We start from the raw sequence: 15682 nt of genomic DNA on the forward strand, positions 1-15682 counted from the left end.
AATGCTCAGAATGCGACGTCGAGTCCCGCGCCTACCGTGCGCGGTTGGATAATCGAGAAATCGACCGCAACCGGGACCCCCGAGGTCGGCCGAACCGCCGCCCCCTGCTTGCCGCGGGAGTTTGTGAGATTGTTCACGAACAGCTTCACCGTAACCTTGCCCCAACTCACGCTCGCATCGACGTTGACTGTCGTATAGGCGGGGAGGACCGTCGCAGCTGATGCCGCAGCCGAGGTCCGTCCAACGGTGCTGGCATAGATGTCGGTCACATGCCGTATCTGTGCTCCCAAATGCCCTTGCGCCTCACTGGAAATCGTCCAGTCATAGCTGCCCAGTCCCGCAAGTGACCATTTCGGAATACCGGGAAGCTGGTAACCAGGCAGAAGATAGGCAGCGCCGGGATCGACATGCTTCAAATGGGAATCGGTATAGGCCGCATTGAATCCAAGTGACAGCCCCAGCGCCGGCCTGATCGATGTTGTGAATTCGATGCCCTTCGAAACCGCAGTACCGCCATTGGCATAGAAGGACACGGCGCCAGCCCGCTCAAGCAACTGAATCTTTTTCCAATCGATGTAAAAGCCAGCAAGGTCAAAGCTGAGCTTTCGATCGAGAACATCCGCCTTCACTCCGACTTCGTAATTGGTGAGGCGGTCCGAATCATATCCAACGGGCGCTCCCGGTATGACGGTATTGGGTCCGCCGGGGCGGTAACCGCTCGCGATACGAGCGTAGGTCGTAACATTGTCCGTCACCTTGTACTTCGCGGAGACCATATAGGTCGCCACGCTTTCGGACGTCTCGCTAGAAACGGAGGCGGTGGGAATGATCGCGCCATAGGATTCCTGCATGAAATCCTGCTGGTTGCGGGCCCAGCGGCCGCCACTGGAAAGCTCGAATCTGTCACTCACGCGCCACGTAAGACCACCGAACACCGCATATTCCCGGTACCGCGTGGGGACGTTCGCGAAGAAGAGATAAGGCTGGAACGCCGGGATCAGATTATAGTCATTATCATATGCGACGGCACGTTGATCGAGAAAAGCGCGCTCATTGGTGTAGAAGGCGCCGACCGTCCATCGTAGCGACCGCTCGGTCGGCGACGTGAGACGAATTTCCTGCGTGAATTTGACGACTGAGGTCAACAGCGGAAAGCGTGCAAGTCCGGCCGGTATCGCTCCGCCGGATACCAGGGGATACAGGGGGCCGTAATTGTTGCTGGCGTCGGCCACCGCGTCCGAATGCGTCTTGGACCAACTCGTGACAGAGACTAGATCGGCGAAGCCCAGACCCCAATTGACCTCAGCTGAAAATATGTTGACCTTCTTCGTGAACGGCTGCGCAAATGCGTGGGCTTCCGTGAGATCCCCGACGCCCTGCCTCCCGATAATGATGTTGGCACCATCTGCGGTGTTCACAGGCGCGAACCCCGTATAAGTAACCACGCTGAGATCATTGGCCTTCGAGCGGTGAATCTGAGCACTCATCCGCAAAGAAAAGTCGTCGGCGGCCTTCCAGAGCAGCGACACCCGGCCGCCATATTCCTCACCGCTGTTAACATTCTTTGTACCGAGAGCGACATTGTCGATATAGCCGGGAAGACTTCGGTAAAAGCCGCTCCACGTCAAACCGAGCTGGTCGGTGATAAGCGGAGCGTTTACGCCCCCCCTGAGTGCCGTGCCAGCTTTTGACGCCCCCTGGATCGCAAACACATCGCCGCCCATACGGGCGGAGAAGCCTTGAAGGTCAGGTTTCGATGTGGCGTATTTTATGAGCCCCCCCATCGAACTCGCACCGTAGAGCGTACCCTGAGGGCCGCGGAGCACTTCAAGGCGTGATATGTCATAGGGAGGGAGATCCAGAGCTGTAGAGCCCCCGCGACCCCATCCGCTACTGGATCCGATCGGAATATCGTCGACATAAGTTCCAACGAGCGAACCGTTGCCCAGCGAGGCGACCCCGCGGATAACGACGGTAGACAGACCCGGCGCGCCTCCGCTGACGATGTTTAAACCTGGGACACGCGCCTGATAGTCGGTGAGCCGCGTAAGATTGGCGGCCTGCAAATCCGACCCAGTTACCACACTGACGCCGCCCGCGACGTCGCGTGCGGCCTCAGGCCTCCGGTTGGCGGTGACGACAATCTCGTCGCCTAGGTCAGGAACGGCGGGACCGACGACGGAACTTCCGTCGGCATCGTCTTGCGCGTGAGCGGCCTGCGGCGAGGCAACAAAGGCTACGACCGCCAGCGCAAGAGTGGAGCAGCCGGAATAGGATTTCGCCAAAAGTCCCATGATATCCCCTACATTTTATTTTTTTGGTGGTTGACCAACAAATGAATATCGAAAATGGAGTCAGAGTCAATGGGGTCATTCGGCAATTCATTGGCCTTGACTTCACGCCAGCCCTCGCGGACGCGGCGGCGGCGATAACGGGAAAGCAGATGGAATGCGCAAGGTCGACGAAGAGAAAATACGCCAAAAAAGGCTTCATATTATCCGGTCGGCAATGCGATGCTTCTCGAGGCAGGGCCTGCTAGCCGCCAGCCTCAATGATATCGCCAAAGAGGCCAAGATGAGCGCCGGGCTCCTGTATTATTATTTCAAATCGAAAGACCTCATTATCGAGGCCGCGTTCGAATATACTACCGACGAGACAATCGATCTTATCGAACACATGCTTGACCGCCGAAATTTCGTGGATGCAGTGCTCAGCGTTTCAGAAGACGCAGCGCGCGAGCGAGCTGAACTACAGATTTCGCCCGGTCTTCATCTTGAATTCAATGCCGAGGGAGCTCGCAATCCGGTAATTCGCGAACTGCTCCAACGGCGGATCGGGGCGGTCGCTAAGGCCTTAGCCGCCGCTGTGGATCGTGCGATAGCCGCAGGGCAGGTTGCGCCCAACGTCGACAAGAAGACGCTGGTCGATGGCATATCGCTTTTGTGGACCGGCCTCGCGACCATGCGTGCCGATCCAAAGCTCGATGTGTCACGCTATCAGGCTGCGATGCGCGAAGTGCTCACGACATGGACAAGTGCGAATCGGCAATAGCAGCGCTCACGGCGCTATCGCGGTTGCGAAGCGTCGATCTGAGCCCCCGAATTCCCTCCAGAGATAATTTAGGGTCCGCCCCTGATATGGAAGACGGGGGAGGTGAAGCGAGCAGTTTCAGCCGGAAGCATGCTGCAAGAGCAGGCCTCTTTTCACCCGAAACTCAACAAATTTGGGATAATCCGGTTCCGATTGTCCGCCACCACCCGCCCACATCGAGGGGCCTTGCTGGGAGGGGCATTGCTGGACATTTTGCGCCATCGGCACATGCTGGCCCGCACCCAAAAATGCGATAATTTCATTATTGAAATACAGAAATATGAGAATATTTCATTTAACTGTCACACGCGCCTCCTAGCGGAACCAGCGCACATTGACGGCAGCATCGAGTCGCGGTCGCGTCCGATCCCTGCCCCGCCAATGTGACCGGGATCCTTCATAAGGGGCATAATTGTGCAGAACGCTTCCAATTTTCGTGGCGCCATTTTCCTTGGCCTTTTGCTGTCGGCCAGCATGTTGCCGTCCGTAGCCTTCGCGGCGGCCGACGACGCGGCGATGGACAGCGCCGGCGACGCCGCCGACGCGGTGGACGAGATCATCGTGACGGGCACCGCAACGGTCGAGGCGACGCCGCTTGCCGCGCAGGCCGTGGAATATGGCAATGCCGTCCAGATCATCAGTTCCGAAGAGATCGCCGCGACCGGCGCCACCAATTTTGCAGAAATTGCCCAGTTTCTGATCAAGGGCGCCAATGTCGGCTATTCGCCGGATGAAGGCGAATATACGATCCGCCTCGATGGCGGCAGCGACCGCGACACGCTGGTCGTTCTGGACGGCGTTCCGCTTTACGACCGTGGACCGGCGCTGGAAACGATCTGGGGCACGACCACGATCGATCCCCACATGATCGAGCGGGTCGAAGTGTTCCGCGGCGGCAACAGCCTGTTCTTTGGCAGCAATGGCGGGATCGGCGTGGTCAGCCTTGTCACCAAGCGCCCCGACGGCACGAGCAAGGCCGAGGTCGGCGCCCAATATGGCGCGTTCAACACGCGCGAAGTCTGGGGCAATGCCAGCTTCCCTCTCGACGCCGATGGGCGGCACAGCGTGATGATCTATGGCGGCAGCATCCAGACCGATGGTCCGCGCATCTTTGCCCCCGAATCCTATGTCGACAATGTCGCAAAGGCGGGCGGCATCCAGAAATACCCCCTGAACCGCAACAACATCGGCATCAAGTATCTGTGGCAGGTTGACGACAAGAGCGATTTCCGCGTCAACGCGCAATATACGCAGCTGGAGTTTCAGGATGCGTTTCCTGACAACGAAACCTATTCGCCCAATCGCACCCGCTATCCGATCGTCGATTTTTCACTCGACCGGCGCTGGTCGGACAGTCTTTACACCGAACTTTCCGGATATTGGAGCAACCCCCGGCTGAACAACACCGAAACCTATCCGGAGATCTGCCGCAACGCCGCGGGATGCGTGGACCCTTCGACAGGCAAGAGCATCGCGTTCGGCGACGCGACCGGAAAATCGATCCCTTATCCCAACAAGGGATTCGGCGAGGATTCCAAGGTCGGCGGCTTTCGCGAAATGGGCCTGAACCTGCGCAACACGCTGACGATTCCGAATGCGCTAGAACTCGTCGCGGGCGTACAGATGGTTTCGTACCGGAACGATTCCGATCCCGTCTTTCCGATATCGAACAAGGCCAATACGATCACCGGCGTTTATGCCGACGTTCGCCCGGTCATCCCGTTCAGTCCCGACACGAAACTGTCACTGGCCGTACGGACCGACTTTGCCGACAGTTTCGGTTCACGCACAATCTGGAAGGTCGGCTTTCGTCAACCGATCGGCGATTTCTATATTCGCGGGAACGGCGGCACATCGTACAGCCTGCCGCAGACAAATGAGCTGTTCGCCCAGAGCGCCACACTGGTCGGCAACCCCGACCTCAAGACCGAAGAGACCGAAACCTACAACGGCGGGATCGGCTTTTCAAAATCCTTCGGCGGATTCCAGGTCAGCGCCGAAGTCGGGGCATTCCGGACCGACGTCACCAATCGCATCCAGACGACGTCGGGACTGACCCCGAACACCTATTTCAACAACGATCGCATTACTGAAATTCGCGGGTTGACCGCCGAGCTCGACGTTCGTGTCGGCGGCGGCTTTTCCTTCAACGTGAATTACACCAAGCAAAAGGCACGCCTTGACGGCAGCGACCGCCAGATCAACGAAACGCCGGAATATATGATCGGCGGCAACGTCAATTGGCGCAGCCCGGACGACCGCTTCTCGATAACCCTGTTCCCCCGCTATCAGGGACCCGAATATGCGACCGGCGGCGTCAACAGTTCGCTGCGCCACAATTTCGGCAATTACTTCCTGCTGAACGGATCGGTGGGATATCGCTTCGGCGACGACAGGCAACATCAGTTGCAGCTGCGCCTCGTCAATATTTTCGACAAGAAATATGCCGAGCGCTACGGCTTCGGCAACATGCGCTACAGTTCGGCGTTCATTCGCGGCGAGATCGCCTTGAACAGCCCCGAATATTTCTATGGCTACGCCTTCGAAGGCAAGCCGCGCAGCGTCTATGTCTCTTTTACAACCAAATTCTGACCCGGTCGTCCCGGCGCGCTCGTCGCGCCGGGACACTCCACCTGCAACGCGAACCAGCTCTCGCGGCGACACGCCCCATCAGGATGGCCCCATCCTTTGCCGCCCTCTGGTTCGCCTTGCCGGCCGTGAAATTCCTGTCCGCACGCCGCGATGACGCGCAGCTTCCTTTCAAGCCGGAGTAAATGGCATGAGCAATTCAAGACGTGATTTCCTGAAAGCCGCCGGCGTCGCGGCAGGATCGGCCGCCGCATTCCAGGCCAGCATCGGACGCGCGCTGGCCATTCCCGCCAGGCGAACGACGGGCACGATCAAGGATGTGCGCCATATCGTCATCCTGATGCAGGAAAACCGGTCCTTCGATCATTATTTCGGAACAATGAAGGGCGTTCGCGGATTTGGCGATCGCCATCCGATTCCGATGCCGGGCGGCAAGACCGTCTGGTCGCAAAGCAACGGCGTACGCGATTTGCCGCCTTTCCATCTCGATACCGCGCGCACCAACGCCCTGAAAGTGCCGGGCACGCCCCACAGCTTTTCCGACGCGCAGGCGGCCTGGAATCAGGGCAAGTTCGGCCTTTGGCCGAAGTTCAAGACCGACTATTCCATGGGTTATTACAAGCGCGAGGACATTCCTTTCCAGTTCGCGCTCGCCGAAGCCTTTACGATCTGCGACGCCTATCATTGCTCGATCACCACCGGCACCGACCCCAACCGCATCGTTTTCTGGTCGGGCTCCAATTTCGACCCTGCGGTTGCCGCGACCGGAACCGATTGCCGTGACGACAGGTCCGAACCCAATAACCTGCGTTGCTGGATCAAGGGCGCACTGCCGGAACCCGGCTACACCTATGCTGGAAATGCCCTCGAATGGGCCACCATCCCCGAAGTGCTCGAAGAAGCGGGGATCGACTGGCGCATCTATCAGGATCCCAATGACAATTGGACTGGCGCGATGCACGGGGGCTTGGCCTTCAAGGGTTTTCGCGATGCAAAGCCCGGCTCCCCCATCTACGAACGCGGCATGTCGCACCATTCGCTGGAAAAGCTGGCGGAGGATGCACGGAACGGCACCCTGCCCGCGGTGTCGTGGGTGCTGCCGCCCAAGCAATGGTCCGAACATCCCTCCGCATCGACCCCGATCGAAGGCGCCGAGTTCACCGCCCGCGTCCTCGACGCGTTGACCGCCAACCCCGATGTGTGGAGCGGCACCGTCTTCTTTCAAACCTTTGACGAGAATGATGGCCTGTTCGACCATTTTCCTCCGGCGGCACCGCCATCCTTTAATGCCGACGGCACGCTGGCCGGCAAAGCCACGCTGGAACTGCCGGGCCATTATTTCGACGACCATGAGGACAAATATCTGTCCCGTGACGACACCATATCCGGCACGACACGTCCCTGGGGCCTCGGTCCGCGCGTTCCCATGTATGTCGTCTCGCCCTGGAGCAAGGGAGGCTGGGTCAGCAGTGAAGTGTTCGATCACACATCGGTCGGCCAGTTTCTGGAAAAGCGCTTTGGAATATCCGTTCCCGCCATCAGCCCGTGGCACCGTGCCGTTTGCGGCGATCTGACATCCTGCTTTGACTTTTCGAAAAGGGCCGATTCCGCCTTTCCCGACCTGCCCGACGTGACGGGATCGCCCGCCGTGCGCGACGATCATCTGCAACGTCCCAAGCTCCTCCCCCCGCGCGCGCCAGAAAGCTTGTTCCAGGAACAGGGCGTGCGGCGCTCGCGGGCCCTGCCCTATATCCTCCATGTCGATGCACAGATGAACGCTGGCGGGCGCTCCATCGACCTCGATTTCATCAATGCGGGAACCGCAGGAGCTGTCTTCCACGTTTATGACAAGCATGCGCTCGACCGCATTCCGCGGCGCTTTACTGTCGAAGCGGGCAAGACCATCAAGGATCGCTGGTACGTTCAGCCCGACGGTGCCTTCGACCTCTGGATCCTAGGGCCGAACGGATTTCACCGTTCGTTTACGGGCATGCTGGCCGAAGCGGTGGAGGCGCCGACCATGGCCGCGCGGTACGACGTCAAGCGGCGCGGGCTTTCCTTTTCCTTCGTCAATACCGCCAACCACCCCAAGACGGCGCGCATCATCCACGATGCCTATCGCCAGGCCGCCGATCGGGACGTATCGATCCCGGCACGCGGGCGCACGGTAGAAACCTGGCAAAGCGCGAAAGAGCATGACTGGTATGATATAACCATATCCTTGCCGGGGATGGATGTTCGACTGGCCGGGCGCATCGAGCGCGGCGTGGACGGCGTCAGCGACCCACTCACCTATATTTGACACCAGGCCATTTGCCACACGTACGCCGGGCGGCCGATCAGCGCCGCCCGGCGTCGTGGCGACATCAGCTGATCCCGATCCATTCCCCGCCGCAAAGCCCCGTCCGCCAAAGCGCATCGTTTCAGGAACCGGGACAGGAATGCCGGCTTTCGCTTCGATCGTACAAGAATTGCGCGAAAGAAATAACATGGCCATCCACGCCAAAAGGCCATGACCGGTCGTCAATTGACGACGCAATGGATCTATTTTCCGAAATGACAACGGACTCCCTTGGCCATTGCATCAGATATGAAACATGTTCCCGTTGCGCTTGATAAGACGTGGTGTGAACATTTCACAATATCGAGAATCAAGAAAACTAACAAAATATACCAAATTTTACCTCGTCGAACGTGAAATATCACAATAAGTTCAAAACTTATCGCGCCAATATGTCGATGAATTATTTAGTTATATTGAACGGTCTCTGTTGGAGGGGGTGGTTGGCATATGGAGCTTGCCCAGCCTGATGGCTATGGCGTTGCGCAAGATGCCGCCCGCTCCCCGGAACGCGGCTCCGATGCAGCCGTTCGCGCGCCGCAGATCGTTCTGCCGGAAGGCGGCCGTCTGAGCGGCTATAGCGAGGCGCTGCAATCCGACCCCGCGACCGGTTCGCCAATCTATGCGATCCCCCTTCCCGCCACGCCGGGGCGCGGATCGACGCCCGAACTGGCGCTGCAATATAGCACCGCCTCGGCGAACGGGATTTTCGGCGTCGGCTTTTCGCTGACGCTGCCCGCGATCAGCCGTCAGACCGATACCGGCATCCCGCAATATGCCGGCGGCGACCGCTTCCTGTTCGCGGGGCAGCAGCTGGTACCCCGATATGAGGAAAGCGCGCCCGGCACCTGGCGTCCCGCAACCCGCTACGTCACCGGCGGGCCGGGCGGCGCCGATGTCGAATATCGGGTCACCCCCTATCGCCCGCGCGTCGAGACCGCGTTCGACCTGATCGAACATTGGGAGGACATGGCGACGGGGATCAGCCATTGGCGGATCGTCGATGCCCAGTCGAACGAGACGCTGCTGGGCACCAACGATCTGAGCCGCGTCTATGACCCGGCCGCCCCCACCCATATTTTCGAATGGCTGATCGACAGCCATGCCGACACCCACGGCAACCGGACCGAATATCGCTACAAGGCCGAAAATGGCGAAAATGTGCCCGACACGCTCGCCAATCGCGGGCGCGACCATCGCGCCCGCCGCTATATCGAGCGAATCTCCTATGGCAATTATCACGAAGCCGCGGGGACGGAGACCTTCGGTTTCCACATCCTGTTCGACTATGGCGAATATGATCTTGCGGCGCTGGCCGACAATCCCGACCTGTTGCCGTCCCGTCCCTGGCCGGTGCGGCCCGATCCTTTTTCCAGCTATCGATCGGGGTTCGAGATCCGCACCTATCGGCGCTGTAATGCGGTACTGATGGTCCATGCCTTTCCGGCCGAAACCGGAATCGCCCAGTGCGTGACCGCGGTGACGCAGTTTCAATATTCGGATGACGCGACCGGATCGCAGATATTGTCCGCCCAGCGCAGCGGCTATCGCTATGCTGGCGGCGCCTATGCCGTCCGCCCGGCCCCGGCGACCGGTTTCGATTATGTGCCCTTTCAACCCGAAGCCTATGCGCTGGGCGAGTTGCAATGCGCCGGGCAAACCGATTTCCCGGGGATGCTCGACGGCGGCCTCTATCGCTTGGTCGATCTTTATGGCGACGGAATTCCGGGCATTCTTTATGCGTCGGCGACCAGCCTTCTGTACTGGCGCCCGCTGGGCGAGGGGCGCTATGACGATCCGGTTCTGCTGCCCCAGGCGCCGAGCGAGTTCCGGCTGGAGCAGCCCGGCTATGGGCTGATCGACATCAACGGCGACGGCGCGCTCGACCTGGTGGTCGGCACCGCGGCGCGCGCCGGTTTCTATGCCAACGACGGCCATGGCGGCTGGCGCGGCTTTCGCAGCTTCCGGCGCTTCCCGTCGGGGTTCCTGCAGGATGACAGCGTCTTTTCCGACCTTACCGGCGACGGGCTCGCCGATCTTTACGCGCCAGCCCCTGGCCGCGTGCGCTTTTATCCCTCGCTGTCCGATGCTGGCTATGGCCCGCCGCGCGCCGCGCCCAATGAGACCGCGGTTCCCGAGCAGGATAGGGACGGGCAATCGGGCTTTGTCGGCTTTGTCGATATTTTCGGCGACGGCGTCCCGGCCCGGCTGATCCTGACCAGCGGCCGCGTCCAGGCTTGGCCGAACCTGGGGCATGGCCGTTTTGCGGCACCGGTGACGTTCGCGGGCGCGCCGATATTTTCCACCCAGCTTCGCCTCGACCGTGTGCTGTGGGCCGATGTCGATGGCAGCGGTTATCCCAGCCTGTTGCTGGTCTATCCCGGGACGATCGAAATCTATCGCAACGAATCGGGCAACGCCTTTGCAGCGCCGATCCGCGTCGACATCCCGATCGATCTTTCCGACACCGACCAGCTGTCGGTTGCCGACGTGTTCGGCAATGGCAGCAGCTGTCTGGTGATCTGCCGCGCCGGGGCGCCGGTGCGCCATTTCTATATCGATCTGTCGGCCCGGACCCGGCCGAAGCTGCTGCGCCGGGTGGACAATCATTGCGGGCGGCTGATCGAGCTCGCCTTTCGCAGTTCGACCGACTTTTATCTTGCGGCACGGGCACAAGGCGCCCCCTGGGTCACGCGCCTGCCGACGCCGATCTGGCTGCTGACCCAGATGATCGACACCGATCTGGTGGCGGTGACGACAGCCCAGCGGGCGTGCGAATATCGCGACGGCTATTTCGATCCGGTCGAGCGCAAATTTTTGGGCTTTGCCTATAGCCAGAGCCAGGACACCCAGCGTTTCGGCGACGATATCTGGCAATTTCCCGCCCCGGTCCAGGTTCAGGCCCCATCAGCCGCGGGCGCGCGACCGGTGCGCGGCGCCTTTACCCGCAGCTGGTTCGAAAGCGGCGCCTTTGTGCTCGGCCCGGCGCTGGCAGCAGAGGCGCGCGCCGACTGGTTTTCCGAAGGGCCCGATGCGCTGGTCCTGCCGCCCGACCAGTTCGCCCCCGACATATTGGCCAGCGACGCCGAGACCCGCCGCCAGGCCTGCGCCGCGCTCGCCGGATCGCAGCTGCGCCAGGAGCTTTACCAGATCGACGAGCAGGGGATGCCCGGCGCTGCCCCGCTCAGCGTCACCCAGTCGAACCGCTATGTTCGCATGCTGCAGCCCCGGGTCGACGGCCATTATGCCGTGTTCCAGATCGTGCCGCGCGAAAATGCGACGAGCCAATATGAAGCGGCGGCGGACGATCCGCGCATCACGCACAGCTTTACACTGGAAAGCGATGGCTTTGGTTTGCCGGTCCTGACCGCCGACATCTGTTATGGCCGCCGGACGCTGCCAGCCGGAGCGCCGCCCCGGCAACAGATATTGCTCGCCTCCGCCACCCGCACCCGCTTCATCAATGTCGAAACCCCCTTTCACCTGATCGGCCGCGATTATGAGGAAATCGCCTATACGTTGAACGGGCTCTCCCCCGCGCCCGGGCGTTATTTCAGTTTCGATCAATGCCGGACGCAGGTAGCGCAGGCGCTGGATAACAGTGTGGCATTCGGCGAGCCGTTCCCGCCCGCCACCCCCGCGGCACGGGTCGAGCATTGGCGCCGAACCTTGTTCTGGAACGCCGAGCGGACCGCCGCCCTGCCACTCGGCCAGATCACACCGGAAGCGCTGCTCTATAACGAAAGCCATGCGCTGTTCCCGCAAACGCTGGTCGATCATGTCTATGACCCGGCGATCGTTACACCGGCGCTGTTGACCGGGCGCGGCGGCTATCTGTTCGACGCCAGCAATGGCTATTGGTGGAACCCCGGCGAGATCGCCCATTATGGCGGGGCGGACAGCTATTATGCGCTGAACACCACGGCCGACCCGTTCGGCGCCGAAACCAGCTATGGCTATGACGCCTATTGGCTGGCGGCGATCAGCAGCACCGACGCACTTGGCCAGACGGTCCGCTCCCGCTTTGACTATCAGGCGATGAAGACCGCCGCCGTGACCGACCTCAACGGCACGGTATCAGAGGTGTGCTTCGACCCGCTGGGCCAGGTAGTGGTCGCCACCCGCTATGACCGGCAGGACGGCGTCCTCAACGGCAACCAGCCGCTGGCCGACTATGTCGAACAGCCGCTCGCGACCGGCGCCGCAGTGCTCGCCGACCCGGAAAAATATCTGCAGGGCGCGAGCAGCTTTTTCGCCTATGACCTGTTCGCCTGGGAACGCGACGGGACGCCGGTGAACAGCGTCAGCCTGTCGCGCATCGACTGGTATTATCGCGCCGACGGCAGCCCCGCACCGCCTTCGTCCATCCGCCGCACGGTCGATTATGTCGACGCCTCCAGCCGTCCGTCCGGCACCGTGACGGCGGTGGACAGCGCGGCGGTTGCGCCCGGCGATGCCCCGCCCGCGGCCAGCGACGGCGAAGACCCGCTTAGTTGGATCGTTTCCAACCGCACGCTGCTGAATGAACGCGGCGAGCCCGTCCGCCGCTATGCGGCCTATTTCGCCGCGACCCCGGGCTTCGGACCGGTGCCCGATGCCCCCTTCACCGCCTATATCTATGATGCTGCGGGACGGCTGGTCCGCACCGACACGCCCGACGGCTATTTCCGTACCACCGCCTATCACGCCTGGAGCGAAGTGATCCGCGACGAGGACGACAATGTCCTGCTTTCCGAACCCTATCGCCGGATCGTGATCGACAATGGCCCGGCAACGCCCGAACTGCGCGCCGCGCTGGAAAGGACCGCCTTGCTTGCCGACACGCCGACCAGTTGGGATGTCGATCCGCGCGGCAACAAGATCCAGCAAACCCAGATCAACACGCTCGACGACAATGGCACCATCGGCCGCTTTTCGATGATCACCTCCTATTGGGTGAATATGGCGGGCGACAATTTGCGCATCGCCGACCCGCGTTTCTATGACCCCGCCCACCCCGACACGCCAAGCGCGTTCAATTTCGTCAATATTCTGGACATGGCGGGAGCCGTCCTGTCCTCGCACAGCGCCGATGCGGGACTCGCGACGATCCTGACCGACGCGCTGGGCGGCATGATCGAACATTGGAACGCGCGTGGCTTTCGGCTGAGCACCACCTTCGACACGCTGCACCGCGAAATCGACAAGCGGGTCATTGGCGGCGGGATCGACCAGATCGTCGAGCGCCACGAATATGGCACCGCCCCTGCAACGCGCAGCGTCAACCGCATCGTGCGCAGCTATGGCGAGGCGGGGGTGGTGGAGGTCGGCGGCTATGACCTGTCCGGCGAACCGCAATCGACCATCACCCAGCTGGCCCGGGACGGTAAGAGCCTGCCCGATTGGGACGATCCGGCAGCGGTGCCGATGTTGCCCGAACGCTGGCCGCAAAGCTGGCAACGCAATGCGCTGGGCGAGATTCAGCGCGCCGGTAATGCCGACGGCAGCGAGACGCAATATTCCTGCTATCTGAACGGCTGGCTGCGCGCCCTGTCGGTCGCCTTGCCCGGCGCCGCCGCCCCGACACCAGTGATCGCGGCGCAGAGCTTTAACGCACTGGGCGGCCGGCGGGTGGCCGCCTATGCCAATGGCGTCCGCACCGACTATCGCTATGACCCGGCGACCTATCGCCTGACCGGCATCCAGTCGGTGCGCAGCGCCGATGCGCGCCTGCTTCAGGATGTCAGCTACACCTATGATCCGGTCGGCAATGTCAGCAACATGACCGACGCGACCCAGCCGGTCTGTTTCTTTGACGGACAGACAAGCAGCGGCGCGCACAATTACAGCTATGACGCCATTTATGCGCTGATCGAGGCGACGGGGCGCCAGCAGGTCCCCGATGCGCCCGGCCAGCTCGAACCCTATCGCCGCAGCTTCACCTATGACCTGTCGGGCAATATCACCCGGATACGGACAGCAGCGAACAGCAGCGCGGGCAGCGGGACGAGCGACTTCGCCGTCGCTGCAACCTCCAACCACGCAGTGCCCGCCGATATGATCGAGGGCGGCAAGACCCCCGATGATTTCTATGACGCGACCGGCAATCTGATCGGCCTGCGGCAACCGGTGCCCGACCCCGACCTGTCCGCGCTCGCCTTTGATTTCCGCAATGCGCTGGCCTCGGCCGTGATCACCCCGCGCGCCAGCGGCGACCCCGACGCCGCCTGGTTCAGCTATGACCCGGGCGGACGCCGCATGCGCAAGCTGGTGCAGCGCCTGACCGCCAGCGGCAACCGGATCGAGGACAGTTTCTATATCGGCGATGTCGTGATCGTCCGCGCCGCAGCGGAGGGCGAGCAGCCCAGCGAACAGACGGTATCGCTGAAACTGGTCGTCGCCGGTCAATGCGTGCTCGTCACCAATGCCACCCAGCCGATCGACCAACCGGACGGCCCGCGCACCTTTCGCTACCAGCTCGACGACCTGCTCGGCTCGGTGAATTTCGAGGTCGACGACCAGGCGCAGATCATCAGCTATGAGGAATATTATCCCTATGGCGCGGCGGCGGTGGTCGGAGGCGTCAACACCGCAGAAGTGGAGCGCAAGCGCTATCGCTTTACCGGCAAGGAACTCGACCGCGCCACCGGCCTCTATTATTTCGGCGCGCGATATTATTCGCCGTGGATGGGGCGCTGGATCACGCCCGATCCTGCTGGGCCGGTCGATCGCATCAACCTCTATACCTATGCCGACAACAATCCGGCAACGCTGGTCGACCGGACCGGCAACAACCCGCTGACGCCGGAGGAGGAGGCTTATTGGCTGAACCTCATCGACACGCAATATCGTTTCCTGACACCGCAAGAATGGGACGCCAACTCCGTCGTCGCCCTGTACGAGAGTCAGGAAATACGGATGTCCAATTCCTTGCTGTTCGCCGATGAAAACCAGCGCTTCTCGCCCACGCTGGAAAAAACCATCGTCGACAAGTTCAGCGAGTTCGGCGGGCTGTTCTTTTTCAACAACCCGGTCCTCGCCAATTATTGGGACACCGCCAATTCCCGTCTGACATTCCCTTCCACCGGCAGCGACATGCGCAAGGATTATGCGCTTACCCGCAGCCATCTGACCAAGGTCGTCTCCGACGAAGATTTTGGCCTCGAATTTTCCAGCCCGTTCGAAACCCATCACTTGCAGTTGAAATCGATCCACCCCGAACTCGCGGTCGAGACGATGAACTTTGCGCTGACCACCCGCGGCAGCAGCTCAAAGGGGATGATCGGGCTGCACGAGGGGCTGTTCCATACCCTGACCGCAGGCAATATGGGCAGCCTGTTTTCGACCGAAGTGCCAGCAGTAACCGGACTGATCAAGCGGATCACCGCCAATCAACTCGGCCTCGACATCACCGACACCAGCGCCTTGCAGGCGGCGGGATATGGCTGGCTGGAACTGGAAGATCGTTCGAAGGGCAAGCCGGTCAAGATCTTCGACATCTCCACATCCCAGAAAAAGAAGGAACTTCAGGCGCATAAGCTCAAGCTCGATCGGGTGAGCAAGGCATATAAGTTCCGCGACGGCGGCATCCTGAAATCGAACCGACGCGCCAAAGTTCAAAAACTTGCCAAGAAGGCGACGGTTTCGTCGTCGCAGTTCCAATTCTCGTCCGATGATTTGTGA

Annotated in this window: 5 protein-coding genes; 4 read left to right on the forward strand and 1 reads right to left on the reverse strand. The window is 61.0% G+C overall.

Annotation, left to right across the window (positions count from 1 at the left end; translation table 11 throughout):
• Positions 1-5 precede the first annotated feature (5 nt).
• Positions 6-2294, reverse strand: coding sequence for a TonB-dependent receptor (locus U0S50_RS15040; protein WP_322309550.1), 2289 nt, complete (start codon positions 2292-2294; stop codon positions 6-8).
• 154 nt (positions 2295-2448) lie between these two features.
• Between U0S50_RS15040 and U0S50_RS15045 the strand changes: the two genes are divergently transcribed.
• The 4 genes from U0S50_RS15045 (at position 2449) to U0S50_RS15060 (ending at position 15682) form a co-directional block, all read left to right on the forward strand.
• Positions 2449-3051: a TetR/AcrR family transcriptional regulator gene (locus tag U0S50_RS15045; RefSeq protein ID WP_322309551.1), complete on the forward strand. Its 603-nt coding sequence runs from the start codon at positions 2449-2451 to the stop codon at positions 3049-3051.
• 453 nt (positions 3052-3504) lie between these two features.
• Complete coding sequence (locus tag U0S50_RS15050) at positions 3505-5682, forward strand: TonB-dependent receptor (protein WP_322309552.1); 2178 nt, start codon at positions 3505-3507, stop codon at positions 5680-5682.
• A 187-nt stretch (positions 5683-5869) separates the two neighbouring features.
• Complete coding sequence (locus U0S50_RS15055; protein ID WP_322309553.1) at positions 5870-7981, forward strand: phosphocholine-specific phospholipase C; 2112 nt, start codon at positions 5870-5872, stop codon at positions 7979-7981.
• A gap of 489 nt (positions 7982-8470) precedes the next feature.
• Positions 8471-15682, forward strand: coding sequence for a SpvB/TcaC N-terminal domain-containing protein (locus tag U0S50_RS15060; protein WP_322309554.1), 7212 nt, complete (start codon positions 8471-8473; stop codon positions 15680-15682).

It is taken from the genome of Sphingopyxis sp., from assembly GCF_034380315.1.
GTDB lineage: Bacteria > Pseudomonadota > Alphaproteobacteria > Sphingomonadales > Sphingomonadaceae > Sphingopyxis.

Bases quoted from the DNA above. Each gene is read 5' to 3' on its own strand.
- U0S50_RS15040 (WP_322309550.1), bottom strand. From the start codon at position 2,294: ATGGGACTTTTGGCGAAATCCTATTCCGGCTGCTCCACTCTTGCGCTG.
- U0S50_RS15055 (WP_322309553.1), top strand. From the start codon at position 5,870: ATGAGCAATTCAAGACGTGATTTCCTGAAAGCCGCCGGCGTCGCGGCA.
- U0S50_RS15045 (WP_322309551.1), top strand. From the start codon at position 2,449: ATGCGCAAGGTCGACGAAGAGAAAATACGCCAAAAAAGGCTTCATATT.
- U0S50_RS15060 (WP_322309554.1), top strand. From the start codon at position 8,471: ATGGAGCTTGCCCAGCCTGATGGCTATGGCGTTGCGCAAGATGCCGCC.